We start from the raw sequence: 18,635 nt of genomic DNA on the forward strand, positions 1-18,635 counted from the left end.
GCCCCAAGGACGCATTCATGTACCTGGTACGCGAGGCCGCCGTGGTGGACCTGGCCGTCCACGGCACCACCTGGAACTGGACCTGTCGACTGTGCAGCCACAGCAACCCGGACGACGAGGACATCTGCTGCCAGCGCTGCGGAGCGATGAAGCGCTGACGGCGCACCACCGCGCGACGTTCGTCGGTCCCGCCGCACGAGGGGGCGGTGCGCACGTCGCGCACCGCCCCCTCGGTTCCCCCGTCGCCCCGGCTACTTCCCCGCCGGGGGGAGGGCCGTGCGGATGTGCACTTCGTGCAGCTGCTGGTCGGAGACCGCCGAAGGCGCGCCCATCATCAGGTCCTGCGCGTTCTGGTTCAGGGGGAAGGCGATGGTCTCGCGGATGTTGGGCTCGTCCGCGAGGAGCATGACGATCCGGTCCACGCCGGGCGCGATGCCGCCGTGCGGCGGGGCGCCGAACTTCAGGGCCCTGAGCATGCCGCCGAACTCGGCCTCGACCGCCTCCTTGTCGTACCCGGCGATGTCGAAGGCCCTGTACATGATCTCGGGCGAGTGGTTCCGGATCGCCCCGGAGGACAGCTCGACCCCGTTGCAGACGATGTCGTACTGCCACGCGAGGATGTCCAGGGGGTCCTGGGTCTCCAGTGCCTCCATCCCGCCCTGCGGCATGGAGAAGGGGTTGTGGCTGAACGCGACGTCGCCCTGCTCGTTGATCTCGAACATCGGGAAGTCGACGATCCAGCAGAAGCGGTAGGCCTTCTCCTCGAAGAGGTCCGCGCGCCTGCCCGCCTCGACACGCACCGGCGCCATGATGCGGTTGATCTCCGCCTCGTCCTCGCTCGCGCAGAAGAACAGGCCGTGGCCGGGACCGGCGCCCAGGGCCGACAGGAGCTCGCCGCTGATCCCGGTGACGAACTTGGCGATGGGACCGGTGAGTTCGCCCTCCGGGCCGACCTTGAGCCAGGCCAGCCCCTTGGCGCCCTGCTCCACCGCGAAGTCGCCGATGCCGTCGAAGAACTTCCGGGGCTTGTCGCCCACCCCCGGCACCGCGAGAGCGCGCACCTTCTTGCCCTCGAAGGCACGGAAGTCGGTCTTGTCGAACAGTGCCGTGACGTCGAGCATCCGCATCGGCACGCGCAGGTCGGGCTTGTCGGTCCCGTACCACTCCAGAGCGTCCCGGAAGGCGATGCGGGGGTAGGGCGAGGTGATCTCCCAGCCGTCGGAGAACTCCCGGAAGACGTCGGTCATCACCTTCTCGATGACCTCGAAGACGTCCTCCTGCTCGACGAAGCTCATCTCCACGTCGAGCTGGTAGAACTCGCCGGGCGAGCGGTCCGCGCGGCTGTCCTCGTCACGGAAGCAGGGCGCGATCTGGAAGTAGCGGTCGAACCCGGAGACCATCAGGAGCTGCTTGAACTGCTGCGGCGCCTGGGGAAGGGCGAAGAACCGCCCCGGGTGGAGCCTGGAGGGCACCAGGAAGTCACGGGCGCCCTCGGGGCTGGAGCTGGTCAGGATGGGGGTCTGGAACTCGTTGAAGCCCAGGTTCGTCATCTTCTGGCGGATCGACGCGATCACCTGGGACCGGAGCATGATGTTGCGGTGCATCCGCTCGCGCCGCAGGTCGAGGAAGCGGTAGGTGAGACGGCGCTCCTCGGAGGTGTTGTCCTCCGGGAAGACGGTGAGGGGAAGCTCCTCGGTGGTGCCCAGGACCTCCATCTCCGTGGCCTCGATCTCGATCTCGCCCGTGGGCAGTCCGGGGTTGACGTTCTCGTCGCTGCGGGCGGAGACGTGCCCGGTGACCTGGATCACCGACTCCTTGGGGATGCGGCTGAGCTGCTCGAACACCGGGGACTCGGGACGCGCCATGAGCTGTGTGACGCCGTAGTGGTCGCGCAGGTCGACGAAGAGCAGACCACCGAGATCACGGCGGTTGTGCACCCAGCCCGAAAGGCGCACCTGCTGCCCGACGTGCTCCTTCCGGAGCTGACCACACGAATGAGTCCTGTAACGATGCATGAGTTACCAAGTCCACTAACTACACGGCTGGGCGAGAATGCCGGGGATCCCGGTAGCGGGTCCGGCCGGAGGGACGGCATGCCCCTTGACTTCTGGAATCCTACCGCCACGACCGCGACCCGGCCGCCCGGCCTCCGGAGCCCGGTGACCCTCTGTGCGCGCGGGGCGACGCCGACCGGGGCCGGTCGGCGTCCGGTCAGAGGGCGCGCAGGTACGGGTTGGCGGCCCGCTCGCGCCCGACGGTGGTGGCGGGTCCGTGGCCGGGCAGGATCTGGGTGTCGTCGCCGCGCGACAGGACGGCCGCGGCGAGGCTGGAGTCCATGGCCGCGGGATCCCCGCCCGGGAAGTCGGTGCGGCCGATGGACCCGGCGAAGACCAGGTCGCCCGCGAGCATGACCGGCGGGTGGCCGTCCCCCGCGGCCAGGTGGTAGACCACCGACCCCGGCGTGTGCCCCGGGGTGTGCTCGACGGCGAACTCCAGCCCGGCCAGGGTCAGGGTGTCGCCGCCCCCGACCTCGACGAGGCGCTCCGGTTCGCGGAAGGGGCCCGGGCCGAGCAGCACCGACAGATGTGCGGCGAAACCGGGGTCGACCCCGGCGCCGGGGTCGGTGAGCAGACGGCGGTCGGCCGCGTGCAGGTGGACCGGGAGCCCCGCGCGGTCGGCCAGCTCCGCCGCCGACCACACATGGTCGAAGTGGCCGTGCGTGAGCAGGACCGCGGTCGGGTTCAGGCCGTGCTCGGCGAGGGCCTTGTCCACCTGCCCGGTGGCGTCCTGACCCGGATCGACGACGACGCAGTCGCCTCCCGGGGCCGGAGCGAGCAGGTAGCAGTTCGCGGCGAGGGGCCCGGTGGCGAGGGCGGCGATGAGCACGGCGTGGTCCTGTCCTCGGTCGGGATGCGTCCGGCGGCGGGGGGAGAGGGGCGCGGGGCCCGCCGAAGCTCCGTCGCGACCCCGTTGCGGGTCCGTCCCGGCGGGGCCGGCGGACGTACCCTACGTACAGAGCCTACCGACGCGTCCGAGGGGCGGCGAACCGGCATCGGAGGGGGTGCGCGGCTTTGATCACCATTCGATCACCGCACGCGCCCGGCCTCTTTGCCAAACCGCGTGGTAATGCCATATTGGTCACCGGTGCCGTGTGCGCCGCGTCCGCCGACCAGCGCCTCTCCACGGCGGGTCCCCGGCCCGGCCAGACACACGAGGGCGCCGCCGCGGACACGACGGATCCGCGCAAGAGTGAATCACGGCGCGTCGATGCCGCCCCAACTGATGGATATCGTGCTGGGCACGGTGGTTCCCATCACAATCCGGTGCGGTACGCCGCGACGACCCGAACCCGCCTACGGCCGGGCTCATGACAGCAGGAGGACACGGTGACCACGGACCCTTGGGGCCGCGTAGACGACGACGGCACGGTCTACGTGCGCACGAGTGAAGGCGAGCGGGTCGTCGGATCGTGGCAGGCGGGGGCCCCGGAGGAGGCCCTGGCCTTCTTCCGCCAGAAGTACGACGCCCTGGTCACCCAGGTGGAGCTGCTGGAGAAGCGGCTGCGCAGCACCGACCTGTCCGCCGCCTCGGCGATGTCCAGCATCGACAAGCTGCGCACCCAGGTGAAGGAGGCGCACGCGGTCGGGGACCTCGACTCCCTGGCGCGGCGTCTCGACGCCCTCTCCGGGCGCGCCGAGGAGCGCAAGGTCGAGCAGAAGCACGCCCAGGAGCAGGCGCGCGGCCACGCCCGCGAGATCAAGGAGCGGATCGTCGCCGAGGCCGAGCGGGTCGCGGTGGAGACCACGCACTGGAAGTCCGGCGGCGAGCGGATGCTCCAGCTCATCGAGGAGTGGAAGAAGGCCCCGCGCGCCGACCGCCCGACCGAGCAGGCGCTGTGGAAGCGCATGTCCGCGGCGCGCAACTCCTTCTCCAAGCGCCGCAAGGCCTACTTCGCCAGCCTCGACCAGCAGCGTGAGGAGGTGCGCGCGGTCAAGGAGCGCATCGTCGCCGAGGCCGAGTCGCTCGCGAGCTCGGACGACTGGGGGGCCACGGCCCGCGCCTACCGCGACCTGATGCAGCAGTGGAAGAGCAGCGGGCGCGCCGACCGTGCCAGCGAGGACCGCTTGTGGGCGCGCTTCAAGGCGGCGCAGGACCAGTTCTTCGACGCGCGCAACGCGGTCTTCGCCGAACGCGACGCCGAACTGCGGGTCAACGCCGAGGCCAAGGAGCGGATCCTGGCGGAGGCCAAGGACGAGATCGCCCAGATCTCCGACCCGCGCCGCGCCCGCGCGCGCCTGCGCGACTTCCAGGAGGCCTGGGAGGAGGCCGGTGAGCTGCCGCGCGACGTGCGCGACCAGCTGGAGGGCGCCTTCCGGCAGATCGAGGACGGCGTCCGGCGCGCCGAGGACGCCGAGTGGGAGCGCACGAACCCGGAGGCCCGGGCCCGCGCCCAGGCCACGGTCGGGCAGTTGGCGTCCGCGATCAGCGACCTGGAGGCGAAGCTGGAGAAGGCGCGCGAGCGCGGCGACGCCCGGCGGATCAAGGAGCACGAGGACGCGCTGCAGGCGCGCCGTGCCTGGCTGGCCGAGGCGGAGAAGGCGCTCAGCGAGCTGAGCTAGCCCCGACCCCCGCGACGGGCCGTGCTCCCTGGTGGGAGTGCGGCCCGTCGGCATTGGCGAGAATGGGGGGACTCCGGGTCCGGTGGCTGGGCCCGTGCCCGCCGACACGCTCCGAGGTCCACATGTCCGACCCCACCGCGCCGTCGCCGACCATCCTGGTCGTGGACGACGAACCCAACATCCGAGAGCTCCTTGCCGCCTCGCTGGAACTGGACGGCTTCACCGCGGTCCGGGCGGGGGACGCGGCGGGCGCGCTGGCGAGCGCGCGGAGGCACGGTCCCGCGCTGGCGGTCGTGGACGTCATGCTGCCCGACGCGGACGGTTTCTCGCTCGCCGCCGACCTGCGGTCGGAGCACCCGGATCTGCCCGTGCTGTTCCTGACCGCGCGGGACTCGGTCACCGACCGGGTCGCGGGTCTGCGGGCCGGCGCGGACGACTACGTGACCAAGCCGTTCAGCGTGGAGGAGGTGGTCCTGCGGATCCGCGCGATCCTGCGGCGCGTGCGCCCTGCCGAACACGCCGAGGAGGGCCCCGTCCTGCGGTACGAGGACCTGGAGCTGGACGAGGACGCCTACGAGGCGCGGCGCGCCGGTCGGACGATCCGCCTGTCCCCCACCGAGTTCGCTCTGCTCAGGTACCTGATGGCCAACGCCGGACGCGTGCTGACCAGGCCGCAGATCCTGCGGACGGTGTGGGGCCAGGAGGGCGACGACAGCCGCGTGGTGGAGACCTACATCAGCTACCTGCGCCGCAAGGTGGACGTGGCCGGGCCGCCGCTGATCCACACGGTCTGGGGCGTCGGGTACAGCCTGCGGCGGAGCCGCGACCATGGCTGAGCGGTGGCGGATCCGCCGACTGGCGCCCGCGACCCTGCGGGGGCGGCTCGTGCTGTCGGTCCTGGTCCTGACCACGCTCGCGATGGCGGTGTTCGGGGTCGCCGGTTCCGTGCTGCTCCGCGGGTCCCTGGTGGCGGAGGTGGACGACCGGCTGGACCGGATGGTGGCGCCGGCCGTCGCGGACCGGGAGTCCCCGCCGGCCGGGCGGCCCGCCGAGCCGCCCGGCCTCCCCTCCGACCTGCGGGAGCTGCGGTTCGACTCCGGTGGGAACGTGCTGTGGAGCGTGGGCCAGACCGACGAGGACCCTTCGGGTCCGGACGTGTCGGGGCTGGACGCGGAGGCGCTGCGCGCGGCGGAGGGGTCCGTCGTCGAGCTTCCGGACACGGAGGGCGGGTCTGACTGGCGGGCGGTGGTCAGGCAGGCGCCGGACGGGACGGTCGTGCTGGTGGCGCAGTCCCTGGACGGGGTGGACACGACCCTGGCGCTGCTCGCGTGGGTGCAGTTCGGAGCGGGTGCCGCCGTGTTGCTGGTGCTGGCGGCGGGAACGGTCGCGACGGTGCGCGTCCAGCTGCGCCCGCTCGACCGGATGCAGCGGGCGGCCGACGCCATCGCGGGCGGGGACTTCGAGGCGCGTGTCCCGGAGGACCGCGGACGCGGCGGGGCCTCGGAGACCGCGCGTCTGGGCGCCGCGCTCAACACGATGCTGGCGCGTCTGTCGGAGGCGCTCCGGGAGAGGGAGGCCACCGCGGAGCGGATGCGGCGGTTCGTCGCCGACGCCTCGCACGAGCTGCGCACCCCGCTGGCGTCGATCAGCGGGTTCGCGGAGCTGTTCCGCCTGGGCAGGGAACGCGGTCGGATCGCGGCCGATCCGGTGGTGGACGACTGGATGCGGCGCGTGGAGTCCGAGGCGGAGCGGATGGGGTCGCTGGTGGACGGTCTGCTGCTGCTGGCCCGTCACGACGAACACCCGGAGGTGGCCGCCGACGACGTCGATCTGGCCGGCCTCGTGCGGGAGAGCGTGGCGGCGGCGCTTGCCCGGGAGGGGGAGGGCGGGGACCGCCTGTCGTTGGGGGACGTGCCCGGGGTGCGGGTGGTCGGGGACCGGTCGCGGTTGCGGCAGGTGCTGGACAACCTCATCGGCAACGCCCAGACGCACACGCCGCCGGGGACGCCGGTGCGGGTCTGGATGCAGGTGCGTGAGGACGCGGCCGGGGACCTCACCCCGTCACCGGAGGCGGTCCGCGTGGGCGCGCTTCCGGCGGACGTGCGCGGGGTGGTCGCGGTGTGCGTGCGCGACGAGGGGCCCGGGATCCGCCGCGCGGACCGGGAGCGGCTGTTCGACCGGTTCTTCCGTGCGGACCAGGGGCGTTCACGCCAGGCGGGCGGCAGCGGGCTCGGCCTGTCGATCTCGGCCGCGATCGTGACCGCGCACGACGGGGCCCTGGAGGTGGTCGGCGAGCCCGGCGACGGCACGCTCTTCCGGATGTTGCTGCCGTTGGGTTAGCCGGGACGTCCCCCGGCTCCCCGCGCTCGCCCGTTCGGACCTCAGCGGCGTGAGTCCAGGTGGTAGACGTTCGCGGGCGCGGGCTCCTCGTCCGGCGCGGTTCCCCGTTCCTCCCCCGCCGTCGGCTCCGGTCCCTCCGGCCCGGGCGCCGGCTCCGGCCCCTCCGCCTCCGCTCCCGTCCGCGCCTCCGCCGCGGAGGCGGTCCGCCGCGACCGCCGGTACAGCGCGACCGCCCCCGTGGCCAGCAGCACCAGCAGGCTCGCGCCGCCGATGGCCCACGGGGCGAGCACGGGGCCGCGGACGCTCTGGGCCGACGACGCGCACGAGGCCAGCGTGGCGTCGGGATCGGGCCGCACGCACACGGTGGTGACCGCACGCGCTCCGCCGAGGGCGCCCGTGACCTCGCCGACGGCGTGCAGGACCGCGCGTTCACCGGGTTCCAGCGCGCCCGTCCAGACGATCCGGCCGCCCTCGGCGACGGCTCCTGGAGAGGTGGGCCGGACCGACATGCCCGCGGGGAGGAACTGCACCACCTGGGCCTCCGGGAGGCTCTCGCCGCCCGCGTTGCGGACCCGGATGGTGAAGTCGACGTGACCCCCCTGGCGCAGGGGGGACTCCGCGACGGAGGACTCCAGGACGACGTGGAGGGTGTCGGCGCCCGGGACGGGGGCCATGAGCAGGGCGGCCAGTCCTCCGGCGGACAGCGCCGTGAACGCGGACATGACGGACCCCCTCCGACGACCATAATCACTGTGCGCACATCATATGTGGCAATGTGTGATAGTTCCAGGTCGGAGGGGGCCCGTCTTCGTGACTCTAGGCGCCGACGGCCGACCGGAGCGCGGCGGCGCGGTCGGTCTGCTCCCAGGTGAACTGGGGCAGCTCGCGGCCGAAGTGGCCGTAGGCGGCCGTCTTGGAGTAGATCGGGCGCAGCAGGTCGAGGTCGCGCACGATCGCGGCGGGCCGCAGGTCGAAGACCTCCTTGACCGCCTTCTCGATCAGCTCGGGGGCCACCTTCTCGGTGCCGAAGGTCTCGATGAACACACCGACCGGGTGCGCCTTGCCGATCGCGTAGGCGACCTGGACCTCGGCGCGCTCGGCGAGCTCCGCGGCGACGATGTTCTTGGCGACCCAGCGGGTGGCGTAGGCGGCGGAGCGGTCGACCTTCGACGGGTCCTTCCCCGAGAAGGCGCCGCCGCCGTGGCGGGCGTAGCCGCCGTAGGTGTCGACGATGATCTTGCGGCCGGTCAGGCCCGCGTCGCCCATCGGGCCGCCGATCTCGAAGCGGCCGGTGGGGTTGACCAGCAGCCGGTAGTCGTCGGCGTCCAGGCCGTAGGAGGCCACGACCGGCTCGATGACGTGCTCGCGCACGTCCGGGGCGAGCATCTCGTCGAGGTTGATGTCGGCGGAGTGCTGGCTGGAGACCACGACGGTGTCGAGGCGGACGGGGGTCTGGCCCTCGTACTCGACGGTGACCTGGGTCTTGCCGTCCGGACGGAGGTAGGGGACGGTCCCGTTGCGGCGGACTTCGGCGAGGCGCTCCGCGAGGGCGTGCGCCAGCTTGATCGGCAGCGGCATGAGCTCGGGGGTCTCACGGTTGGCGTAGCCGAACATCAGCCCCTGGTCACCGGCGCCCTGCCGGTTGAGGTCGTCGTCCTCGTTCTCGACACGCGCCTCGTAGGCCGTGTCGACACCCTGGGCGATGTCGGGGGACTGGGCGTCGATGGAGACGTTGACCCCGCAGGAGTCACCGTCGAAACCCTTGGCTGACGAGTCGTACCCGATCTGGAGGATCCGCTCGCGCACGATGGCGGGGATGTCGACGTAGGTCTGGGTGGTGACCTCACCCGCGATGTGGACCTGACCGGTGGTGATCAGCGTCTCGACCGCGACCCGGCTCCTGGGGTCGTTGGCGAGCATCGCGTCGAGGATCGAGTCACTGATCTGGTCGGCCATCTTGTCGGGATGGCCTTCGGTGACCGACTCGGAGGTGAAAAGGCGGCGGGACACGTTGCCTGACTCCTTGCAGCGGCTGCTGGCTGACATGGACCGGCGACTCGGGGGCCGACCGGCGAGGTTGTTGTTGCTCCACTGTAACGGGACTGGTGCGGGTGGAAATCCCGTGGTCGCGTGATCACGGGTTCCCGAAGGAAGTGTGGCGTACTCAGAGGTGGGAATCCAGTCCCGGGCGGTGGTGATTTACGCCAGGCGTGCGACGACGAGATCCCACACGCGGTCGGCCAGGTCCTCCTTGGGGCCGAACGGGACCTCCACGGCGGTGCCGTCGGAGCCGAGGACGACCGCCTGGTTGTCCTCGGTGCCGAACGCGCGTCCGCCGCCGACCTGGTTGACCACGAGCAGGTCGCAGCCCTTGCGCTCCAGCTTGGCGCGGCCGTGCGCGAGGACGTCGTCGGTCTCGGCGGCGAACCCGACGATGGTCTGCGCCAGTCCCTCCTCGTCGCGGGAGGCGACCAGCCCGGCGAGGATGTCGGGGTTCTCGGTGAGCTCGATCGGCGCGGGCCGACCGCCGGACTTCTTGATCTTGCTCCCCGCACTGGCGGCGGGACGGAAGTCGGCCACGGCGGAGGCCATGACCACGACGTCCGCCCCGGCCCGCTCGGCGGCCACGGCCTCGGCGAGGTCGAGCGCGGACCCGACGCGGACGACGCGGACCCCGGCCGGGTCGGGCAGCGCGACGTTGGCCGAGACGAGCGTCACCTCGGCGCCGCGGGCGGCGGCGGTCCGGGCCAGGGCGTACCCCTGTTTGCCGGAGGAGTGGTTGCCGATGAAGCGCACCGGGTCGATCGCCTCACGCGTGCCCCCGGCGGAGATCACGACGCGCCGACCCGCGAGGTCGGCGGCTCGCCCGCGCAGGGCCACGCGGGCCGCGTCGAAGAGTTCGGCGGGCTCGGGCAGGCGGCCCTTGCCGGTGTCCGCGCCGGTCAGGCGCCCCTCGGCCGGGTCGAGCACGATCGCGCCGCGCGAGCGCAGGGTGGCCACGTTGGCCTGGGTCGCGGGGTGCTCCCACATCTCGGTGTGCATCGCCGGGGCGAACACGACCGGGCACCGGGCGGTCAGGAGCGTGTTGGTCAGCAGGTCGTCCGCCAGACCGGCGGCGGCCTTGGCCAGGATGTTGGCGGTGGCGGGGGCCACGAACACGAGGTCGGCCGACTGGCCGATGCGCACGTGGGGCACCTCGTGCACGCCGTCCCAGACGGCGGTCGCGACGGGCTGGCCGGACAGGGCGGCCCAGGTGGGCTCGCCGACGAAGCGCAACGCGTCGGCGGTGGGCACGACCCGGACCCGGTGGCCGGACTCGGTCAGCCGTCGGAGCAGCTCGCAGACCTTGTACGCGGCGATGCCGCCGCCGACGCCGAGCACCACCCGGGGCGCGCGGTCGGGTTCTCTCTCACTCACGGAACGAGTTCTACCAGGTGCCGCCCCGGGCATCGCGCCCGAGCCCCGTGCCGCGCCCGTGAGGCCGCGGGAGCGCAGCTCAGTTGCCCTCGTAGGGCTCGGCGGTGAGCAGGCCGGACTTGACCTCGCGCAGGGCGATGGACAGGGACTTCTCCTGCACGTGGGTCTCCACGAGCGGGCCGACGTACTCCAGCAGGCCCTCGCCGAGCTGGGCGTAGTAGGCGTTGATCTGGCGGGCCCGCTTGGAGGCCATGGTCACCAGGCTGTACTTGCTGTCGACGCACTCCAGCAGGTCGTCGATCGGCGGGTTGGTGATGCCTTCGGCGACGGGCTCGGTACCAGCCACTATCTACCCCCAGGGACGGTCTCCGGCTCGTCGAAAGCCGTGACGTGATTGACAGGTGGGCGCCCGCGGGCGGCGGTATCACACCTTGGGCGCTCTGATCAACGCTAGCAGCTCGTCGCATACGTCCCGTACGGCCGTGTTGACGAGCGTCGTGTCGAACTCCTTCTCCGCGGCGAGCTCGACCCGGGCCGCGTCCAGCCTGCGCTGGACGACCTCCTCGGACTCGGTGCCGCGGCCGGTCAGGCGGCGGACGAGCTCCTCCCAGGAGGGAGGCGCGAGGAAGACGTGCAGGGAGTCGGGCATGGACGCGCGCACCTGGCGGGCGCCCTGGAGCTCGATCTCCAGCAGGACGGGGATCCCGGCGCCCAGGCGCTCGGTCACGGGGGTGCGGGGGGTGCCGTAGCGGTTGCCCGCGAACTCGGCCCACTCCAGCAGTTCGTCGTCGGCGACGAGGCGGTCGAACTCCGCGTCGGAGACGAAGCGGTACTGCACACCCTCGCGCTCACCGGGCCGGGGGGCGCGGGTGGTCACCGACACCGAGAGCCAGACGTCGGGGTGGTCGCGGCGGATCGCGTCCACCACCGTGCTCTTTCCCACACCGGAGGGGCCGGACAGGACGGTCAGCCGCTTCTCCTGCGGGCTGGACTGGGCTCCGGGCGCGTCTGGCATGGGTGGATCGGGCTTCCCTTCGAGGTCTCCGCGGTCGCGGGAAGCTCCATTTATACCACCGCGCCGCGGCGCGGCGGACGCGTCGACCTGGGGCCGAGCGTCCGCCGACCGCGGCGCGGGCGAAGACTCACCGGGGGTTCGGCCACCGCTGTGGCACGCGGCCGTTCCCGCGTGAGCGAGGAACGGTCTCCGCCGCGACTGTGGGGGACGCGGACGGGCCGGTGTTACTCGGGGGACGACCTACTTGGTCAGGTCCCCGAACTCGCTCTCGAGAGCGGCACGCTGGTTCGTGCCCAGGCCACGGACGCGGCGGGACTCAGCGATGTTGAGCCGCTCCATGATCTGCTTGGCACGGACCTTGCCGACGCCGGGCAGGGATTCCAGCAGAGCCGAAACCTTCATCTTGCCGATGACGTCGTCCTTGAGCCCGTCGGCGAGGACCTCGGACAGCGAGATGCCGCCGTTCTTGAGCTTGTTCTTGACCTCAGCGCGCTCTTTTCTGGCCTTGGCGGCCTTCTCAAGAGCCGCACTGCGCTGCTCGGGTGTGAGGGGAGGAAGGGCCACGCCGGGTCACCTCGGATTTCTACTCGTTTGTAGAGGGCGGACGCCTGCGCAAGTTAGTAGGTCTGACCCCCCTTAGGCAACGCAAAGTGGCCTTTCAGCGGCTATTTCATCGAAGGAACTACTGAGAGTCACACCACCACTGCGGGCAGAGACGAAAATCAGGACCTAAGTCCCGGTTGAAGAGTCCGAGAAGCATGCCACCAGTGCAGGTCACAGAGGGGTGACGCGGGTCACTCTCGGCGTTGAGAACCTGATTTCGGACACACTTTTTTGGTGACCGTCCGTGATCCACAACTGCGCGTGATGGGATCACTGCGACATCCCGGCCAGACCTCCCCTCCGCTCCGTTCCACCGGTCGCGACCCCCCGCCTCCGCTAGGCACGGACCCCGGCGCGCCGAACCGCTGCCGCGATGGCTGCCGCGGCGGCGCCGGGGTCCGCCGCCCTGGTGATCGGGCGGCCGACGACCAGCAGGTCCGCACCCGCCGCCACGGCCTCCTCCGGGGTCGCCACCCGCGACTGGTCACCCCTGTCCGCCCCCGCCGGGCGCACGCCCGGCGTGATCAGGGTGATGTCGGGGCCCACCTCGGAACGCACCAGGGCCACCTCCCGCGGCGAGCAGACCAGGGCCCGGGCCCCGGCGCCCACCGCCATCGCCGCCAGACGCCGCACCGCGTCGCGAGCCGGACCGAGCAGCCCCACCTGCTCCAGGTCCTTCTCGCTCATCGAGGTGAGCACCGTCACGGCGGCGATCCTGGTGTCCGGCGCGGCCTCCACCGCCGCCCGGACCATGTCCGCTCCCCCACTGGCGTGCACCGTGAGGATCGACGGGCGAAGGCCCGCGACGCTGCGCGCCGCACCCGCCACCGTCGCCGGGATGTCGTGCAGCTTCAGGTCGAGGAACACCCCGACCGGGTTGGCGCCGCGCACCGCGCTCACCGCCTCGGGGCCGTACCGCAGGTACAGCTCCAGCCCGACCTTCACCGTGCTCACGTGCGGAGCGACCGCGGACGCCCAGGTGGCGGCGGTCTCGATGTCGTCGGCGTCGATCGCCACGGCGATCGGGGCGGGAGCGGTGGGCGCGGTCATGTCGGTTTCCCCTCTTCGTCCGACACCGTACAGTCGGTGTCAGCACCTGCACCTGTGCTTACGAATGTGCTTACGAAAGCACTGGCCGATGCACGTTCACTGTCATGTGCACACACCAAGGTGTGCGATTCCCCGGATGAGGCGCTTCATGCGCCCCCGGTAGGTCACTTCCCCGTAACAGCTTCCGAGGCGGCCGTGGACGGGCCGCCCCCCGGTATGTATGTCCGGGATGCCGGATGCGTACGTTCGGTCGCACAGCGCCGTCTCAGCGCCGTTCAGGCCGGTCAGGAGCCCCGCGCTCGGTCTGGACCGCGTCTCAGGCGCCCACCCCCGCCCCGTGGGCCGCGCCGACCAGGTCGCGGGCCCGCTGGATTCCGCGCGCCTCCAGCTCCTCGGTGAACTGCCGGAGCACGCGCGCGCACGCGGAGGGGTCGGAGAAGTTGGTCGTGCCCACCGCCACGGCGCTCGCCCCGGCGGCCATGAACTCGACCACGTCCGCGCCCGTGCGGACCCCGCCCATGCCCACGATCGGCACGTCCGGCAGGGCCTCGTGCACCCGGTAGACGCACCCCACCGCGAGGGGGCGGATCGCCGGACCGGACAGCCCGCCCACACCGCCCGCCACCGCGGGCCGCAGGGTGCGGGTGTCGATCGCCATCCCGCGCACGGTGTTGATCATCGACAGTCCGTCCGCCCTGGCCGCCACGCACGCGGTGGCCAGTTCCACGACGTCGGGGACGTCGGCCGCGAGCTTGGCCAGGACGGGCACGTCCGAACGGGCGTGCGCGCGCACCGTGCTGACCACCGCCGCGGCGCTCGCCGGGTCGTCGACGAAGTACCGCCCGCCCGGGTCGGCCGGGTTCGGGCAGGAGAGGTTGACCTCGATGGCGCTGACCCCGGCGGCCTCGGAGACGCGCCGGGCCAGCTCCCCGAACTCCGCCGTCCCCGTCCCGGCGATGGACACGATCGCCCGTCCGCCGCGCGACAGCAGCCAGGGCAGGTCCCGCTGGAGGAAGACGTCGATCCCCGGCCCCTGCATGCCGACGGTGCTCAGCATCCCGCTGGGGGTCTCGGCCATGCGCGGCGCGGGCCGCCCGGCGTGCGGCTCCAGCATCACCGACTTGGTGGTCACCGCGCCGATCGAGGAGATGTCGAAGAACCGGGCCAGCTCGCGGCCCGCCCCGGCGCACCCGGCGGCGGTCACCACCGGGTTGGGCAGCTCGGCGCCCCCGAGTCGGATCGTCAGGTCCGCGTTCACAGTCCCACCCTCCAGGTGTGTGCGGGTCAGGCGATGTCGCGCGCGGACTCGGCCGCGCGGGCCGCCTTGGAGCCCTTCCAGCCCGGTGCGCCCAGGGCGTCGAAGGGGATCGAGCCGACGTCGTCGAAGCGCACCCGCTCGCCCCGGAACACCGGACCGTCCACGCAGGAGCGCACCATGCGGGTGACGCCGTCCTCGCCGACGACGGGGATCACGCAGGTCATGCAGATCCCCGTGCCGCAGGCCATGGTCTCCTCCACGGCCACCTGGACGGGGACCCCGTGCTCGCCCGCCACCGCGGTGACCCCGCGCAGCATGGGCATCGGGCCGCAGGCGTACACCGCGTCGGAGCGGGCGTCCTCGATGACCCGGCCGAGCACGTCCGTCACCCGGCCGCGCGTGCCGAAGGAGCCGTCGTCGGTGGTGAAGACGGCCGTCTCGGCGACACGGCGGGCGGTGATCGCGCTGAAGACGCGGTCGGCGGAGGCCGCGCCGAGCACGAAGTCGACGCGGCAGCCGCGCCTGCGCAGGGACTGGGCGAGCGGGAACAGCGGGGCGCTGCCCGACCCGCCGCCGACGAGCACGCAGTTGACCGGGTCGCGCGGCAGCGGGAAGGGACGGCCCAGGGGACCGACCACGTCCAGCAGGTCGCGTGATCTCCGTTCGGACAGCCAGGCCGTCCCGGTCCCCCGCACGGAGAACAGGAACTCGACGGTACCGCCGTAGTCGGGCTTGACGTCGTGGATGGCGAAGGGGCGGCGCAGCAGGGTGCTGGAGTGGTCCCCGCCCACGCCCACGGTGACGAACTGCCCGGAGCGGAAGCGCTCGGCTATCCCGGGCGCGACCACGGTGATGGCGTAGTAGGCGTCCACCCTGCGCACGTTCAGCACGGGGCACCTGATCTGCACCGGTCCGTTGTCGCTCATCGTTCGGGCCAGCCTTCCTCGCCTCGGCCGTGCGTTCGCCGCGGGCTCGCGGCCCGCGGCGAACGCACTCTACTGCGTCCGGCCCCGCCGTCCGGTCCGGTTACGCCCGACCGGCCTGCAGCGTGCTCGCGTGCTCCTGGAGGGACCGCACGCCGACGTCACCGCGCACACGCGCCTCGATCGCCTGCACCGCCGCGGCGAGCCCCTGCACGGTGGTCACGCTGGGGACGCCCCGCACGACGGCGGCGGTGCGGATCTCGTACCCGTCCAGACGCGGACCGGCCTGCCCGGCGCTGCCGAACGGGGTGTTGACGATGAGGTCGACCCCTCCGTCGTGGATGAGCTGCACGATGGTCGGCTCGCCGTCGGGGCCGGGGCCCTCGCTGTGCTTGCGCACGACGGTGGCGCGGACCCCGTTGCGGCGCAGGACCAGGGCCGTGCCCTCGGTGGCGAGGATCTCGAAGCCGAGGTCGGCCAGGCGCTTGACCGGGAAGATCATCGAGCGCTTGTCGCGGTTGGCCACCGACACGAACACCCGGCCGCTGGACGGGACGGCGCCGGTGACGCCGAGCTGCGACTTGGCGTAGGCGGCGCCGAACTGCGTGTCCAGGCCCATGACCTCGCCGGTGGAGCGCATCTCCGGGCCGAGGATGGTGTCGACGCCCTCGCCCTGCCTGTCGATGAACCGGTTGAACGGGAGCACGGCCTCCTTCACCGAGACCGGCGCGTCGGCGGGCAGGTCGCCGCCGTCGCCCTCGGCCGGGAGCAGGCCCTCGGCGCGCAGCTCGGCGATGGTGCTGCCCGCCATGACCCGGGCCGCGGCCTTGGCCAGCGGCACCGCGGTGGCCTTGGACACGAACGGCACGGTGCGCGAGGCGCGCGGGTTGGCCTCCAGCACGTACAGGACGCCGGAGGCGAGGGCGTACTGGACGTTGAGCAGGCCACGCACACCGGTCCCTCGGGCGATGGCCTCGGTGGAGTAGCGGATCCGCTCGATGTCCTCGCCGCCCAGGGTGATCGAGGGCAGGGTGCACGCCGAGTCGCCGGAGTGGATCCCGGCCTCCTCGATGTGCTCCATGACACCGCCCAGGTACAGGTCGGCGCCGTCGTAGAGGGCGTCGACGTCGATCTCGATGGCGTCGTCGAGGAAGCGGTCGATCAGCACCGGGTGCTCGGGGCTGACCTCGGCGTTGCGGCGGATGTAGTCGGCGAGCATCGTCTCGCTGTAGACGATCTCCATGCCGCGGCCCCCGAGCACGTAGGACGGGCGGACCATGACCGGGTAGCCGATCTCGTCCGCGGCGGCCTTGGCCTCCTCGAAGGAGTAGGCGGTGCCGTGCTTGGGCGCGGGCAGCCCGGCCTCGGCCAGGACCTTGCCGAACTCGCCCCGGTCCTCGGCCAGGTCGATGGCCTCGGGGCTGGTGCCGATGATGGGGACCCCGGCCGCCTTGAGGCGGCGGGCCAGGCCGAGCGGGGTCTGGCCGCCCAGTTGCACGATGACCCCGGCGACCGGACCGGCGGCCCGCTCGGCGCGGACGACCTCCAGGACGTCCTCCAGCGTGAGCGGCTCGAAGTAGAGCCGGTCGCTGGTGTCGTAGTCGGTGGAGACGGTCTCCGGGTTGCAGTTGACCATCACGGTCTCGTACCCCGCCTCGGAGAGCGCGAAGGAGGCGTGGACGCAGGAGTAGTCGAACTCGACGCCCTGGCCGATGCGGTTGGGTCCCGAGCCCAGGATGATGATCTTGGGCCGGTCGCCGGTCGGGACCTCGGTCTCCTCGTCGTAGCTGGAGTAGAGGTAGGGCGTGCGGGCGGCGAACTCGGCGGCGCACGTGTCCACGGTCAGGTAGACGGGGTGGATGCCCAGGGCGTGGCGCAGTTCGCGGACCACGTCCTCGCTCCTGCCGGTGATCTCGCCGATCTGGAGGTCGGAGAAGCCGAGTCCCTTGGCCTCGCGCAGCAGTCCGGCGTCGAGCTTGGCGGCGCCGTCCAGGGCGCGGGCCGTCTCCTCCAGGCGGAGCATCTGGTCGAGGAACCATGGGTCGATCCGGGTCGCCTCGTGCAGCTCCTCGACGGTCGCACCGGCGCGCAGGGCCTGCTGGACCTGGCGCAGGCGGTGCTCGGTCGGGGTGGCGGCCAGGCGCAGCAGGTCGTCCTTGTCCCCGGTCTCGCCCGCCCAGGTGAAGCCGATCCCGGCCTTCTCCACCGAGCGCATGGCCTTCTGGAGGGCCTCGGGGAAGGAACGGCCGATCGCCATCGCCTCACCGACCGACTTCATGGTGGTGGTGAGCGTGGGGTCGGCGCCCGGGAACTTCTCGAAGGCGAACCGGGGGACCTTGACGACCACGTAGTCGAGTGTGGGCTCGAAGCTGGCCGGGGTCTCCCGGGTGATGTCGTTGGGGATCTCGTCGAGCGAGTAGCCGACGGCGAGCTTGGCGGCGATCTTCGCGATCGGGAAGCCGGTGGCCTTGGAGGCCAGCGCCGAGGACCGGGACACGCGCGGGTTCATCTCGATCACGATGACCCGGCCGGTGGTGGGGTGGACAGCGAACTGGATATTGCAGCCGCCGGTGTCCACGCCGACCTCGCGGATGACCGCGATCCCGATGTCGCGCAGCTTCTGGTACTCGCGGTCGGTCAGGGTCATGGCGGGGGCCACGGTGATGGAGTCCCCGGTGTGCACGCCCATGGGGTCGAGGTTCTCGATGGAGCACACGACCACGACGTTGTCGTTGGTGTCGCGCATCAGCTCCAGCTCGTACTCCTTCCAGCCGAGGATGGACTCCTCCAGGAGCACCTCGGTGGTCGGGGAGAGCGCGAGGCCCTGGCCGGCGATGCGGCGCAGCTCGCCCTCGTCGTGGGCGAAGCCGGAACCGGCGCCGCCCATGGTGAAGGACGGGCGGACCACGACCGGGTAGTCCAGCTCCTCGGCGGCGTCCAGGCACTCCTGGAGGGTGTGGCAGATCCGCGAGCGCGCGGACTCGCCGCCGATGCGCTCGACGATCCCCTTGAACGTCTCGCGGTCCTCGCCCGACTGGATGGCCTGGATGTCGGCGCCGATGAGCTCGACGCCGTACTTCTCCAGGATGCCCGCCTCGTCCAGGGCGACGGCGGCGTTGAGCGCGGTCTGCCCGCCCAGGGTGGGCAGCAGGGCGTCGGGGCGCTCCTTGGCGATGATCTTCTCGATCATCTCGGTGGTGATCGGCTCGACGTAGGTGGCGTCGGCGATCTCCGGGTCGGTCATGATCGTGGCCGGGTTGGAGTTGACCAGGATGACCCGCAGGCCCTCGGCCCGCAGGACACGGCAGGCCTGGGTGCCCGAGTAGTCGAACTCGGCCGCCTGCCCGATCACGATCGGGCCGGAGCCGATCACGAGGACGGATGAAAGGTCACTACGGCGCGGCATGTTC

General features: G+C 72.0%; 16 protein-coding genes. 4 read left to right on the forward strand and 12 right to left on the reverse strand.

What is annotated here, in order from left to right; translation table 11 throughout:
* The first annotated feature begins 17 nt into the window (after nucleotides 1–17).
* Nucleotides 18–158, forward strand: a complete 141-nt coding sequence (locus ACIBFB_RS24935) for a hypothetical protein (RefSeq protein ID WP_397234155.1) — start codon at nucleotides 18–20, stop codon at nucleotides 156–158.
* A 93-nt stretch (nucleotides 159–251) separates the two neighbouring features.
* Here ACIBFB_RS24935 and aspS read toward each other — a convergent pair whose 3' ends face one another.
* Nucleotides 252–2,015 (reverse strand): aspartate--tRNA ligase, encoded by a 1,764-nt coding sequence (gene aspS, locus ACIBFB_RS24940; protein ID WP_397234157.1) that lies wholly within the window; start codon nucleotides 2,013–2,015, stop codon nucleotides 252–254.
* A 196-nt stretch (nucleotides 2,016–2,211) separates the two neighbouring features.
* Nucleotides 2,212–2,886 (reverse strand): MBL fold metallo-hydrolase, encoded by a 675-nt coding sequence (locus ACIBFB_RS24945; protein WP_397234159.1) that lies wholly within the window; start codon nucleotides 2,884–2,886, stop codon nucleotides 2,212–2,214.
* Between the two features lie 500 nt (nucleotides 2,887–3,386).
* Between ACIBFB_RS24945 and ACIBFB_RS24950 the strand changes: the two genes are divergently transcribed.
* The 3 genes from ACIBFB_RS24950 (at nucleotide 3,387) to ACIBFB_RS24960 (ending at nucleotide 6,959) form a co-directional block, all read left to right on the forward strand.
* Nucleotides 3,387–4,619: a DUF349 domain-containing protein gene (locus ACIBFB_RS24950; protein WP_397234161.1), complete on the forward strand. Its 1,233-nt coding sequence runs from the start codon at nucleotides 3,387–3,389 to the stop codon at nucleotides 4,617–4,619.
* Nucleotides 4,620–4,741: 122 nt separating this feature from the next.
* Entirely contained in the window at nucleotides 4,742–5,455 is a 714-nt protein-coding gene (locus ACIBFB_RS24955) for a response regulator transcription factor (RefSeq protein ID WP_397234163.1), read from the forward strand.
* Nucleotides 5,448–6,959 (forward strand): sensor histidine kinase, encoded by a 1,512-nt coding sequence (locus tag ACIBFB_RS24960; RefSeq protein WP_397234165.1) that lies wholly within the window; start codon nucleotides 5,448–5,450, stop codon nucleotides 6,957–6,959. The genes ACIBFB_RS24955 and ACIBFB_RS24960 overlap by 8 nt, the downstream gene beginning before the upstream one ends.
* Before the next feature lie 41 nt (nucleotides 6,960–7,000).
* Here ACIBFB_RS24960 and ACIBFB_RS24965 read toward each other — a convergent pair whose 3' ends face one another.
* The 10 genes from ACIBFB_RS24965 to carB all read right to left on the reverse strand — a co-directional run bounded on the left by ACIBFB_RS24965 (nucleotide 7,001) and on the right by carB (nucleotide 18,631).
* A complete protein-coding gene (locus tag ACIBFB_RS24965; protein WP_397234167.1) occupies nucleotides 7,001–7,681 on the reverse strand; it encodes a hypothetical protein in 681 nt (226 codons plus the stop codon).
* A gap of 94 nt (nucleotides 7,682–7,775) precedes the next feature.
* Entirely contained in the window at nucleotides 7,776–8,969 is a 1,194-nt protein-coding gene (gene metK / locus ACIBFB_RS24970; protein ID WP_397234169.1) for a methionine adenosyltransferase, read from the reverse strand.
* 189 nt (nucleotides 8,970–9,158) lie between these two features.
* A complete protein-coding gene (gene coaBC, locus ACIBFB_RS24975) occupies nucleotides 9,159–10,343 on the reverse strand; it encodes a bifunctional phosphopantothenoylcysteine decarboxylase/phosphopantothenate--cysteine ligase CoaBC (protein WP_397234238.1) in 1,185 nt (394 codons plus the stop codon).
* A 112-nt stretch (nucleotides 10,344–10,455) separates the two neighbouring features.
* Nucleotides 10,456–10,722, reverse strand: coding sequence for a DNA-directed RNA polymerase subunit omega (rpoZ, locus tag ACIBFB_RS24980; RefSeq protein WP_268643286.1), 267 nt, complete (start codon nucleotides 10,720–10,722; stop codon nucleotides 10,456–10,458).
* 78 nt (nucleotides 10,723–10,800) lie between these two features.
* On the reverse strand, nucleotides 10,801–11,391 hold the full coding sequence (gene gmk / locus ACIBFB_RS24985) for a guanylate kinase (RefSeq protein ID WP_397234171.1): 591 nt from the start codon (nucleotides 11,389–11,391) through the stop codon (nucleotides 10,801–10,803).
* A gap of 240 nt (nucleotides 11,392–11,631) precedes the next feature.
* On the reverse strand, nucleotides 11,632–11,955 hold the full coding sequence (gene mihF, locus ACIBFB_RS24990; protein WP_075924976.1) for an integration host factor, actinobacterial type: 324 nt from the start codon (nucleotides 11,953–11,955) through the stop codon (nucleotides 11,632–11,634).
* A 375-nt stretch (nucleotides 11,956–12,330) separates the two neighbouring features.
* Nucleotides 12,331–13,044, reverse strand: coding sequence for an orotidine-5'-phosphate decarboxylase (gene pyrF, locus ACIBFB_RS24995; RefSeq protein WP_397234174.1), 714 nt, complete (start codon nucleotides 13,042–13,044; stop codon nucleotides 12,331–12,333).
* Between the two features lie 316 nt (nucleotides 13,045–13,360).
* Nucleotides 13,361–14,302, reverse strand: a complete 942-nt coding sequence (locus ACIBFB_RS25000; protein WP_397234176.1) for a dihydroorotate dehydrogenase — start codon at nucleotides 14,300–14,302, stop codon at nucleotides 13,361–13,363.
* A gap of 26 nt (nucleotides 14,303–14,328) precedes the next feature.
* Nucleotides 14,329–15,228 carry a dihydroorotate dehydrogenase electron transfer subunit gene (locus ACIBFB_RS25005; RefSeq protein WP_397234178.1) on the reverse strand — a complete coding sequence of 300 codons (900 nt, stop codon included), beginning with the start codon at nucleotides 15,226–15,228 and terminating at the stop codon, nucleotides 14,329–14,331.
* Between the two features lie 100 nt (nucleotides 15,229–15,328).
* Nucleotides 15,329–18,631 carry a carbamoyl-phosphate synthase large subunit gene (gene carB, locus ACIBFB_RS25010; protein WP_397234180.1) on the reverse strand — a complete coding sequence of 1,101 codons (3,303 nt, stop codon included), beginning with the start codon at nucleotides 18,629–18,631 and terminating at the stop codon, nucleotides 15,329–15,331.
* Between the last annotated feature and the right edge of the window lie 4 nt (nucleotides 18,632–18,635).

The organism is Nocardiopsis sp. NPDC050513, assembly GCF_044457925.1.
In the GTDB taxonomy this organism is placed as follows: Bacteria; Actinomycetota; Actinomycetes; order Streptosporangiales; family Streptosporangiaceae; genus Nocardiopsis.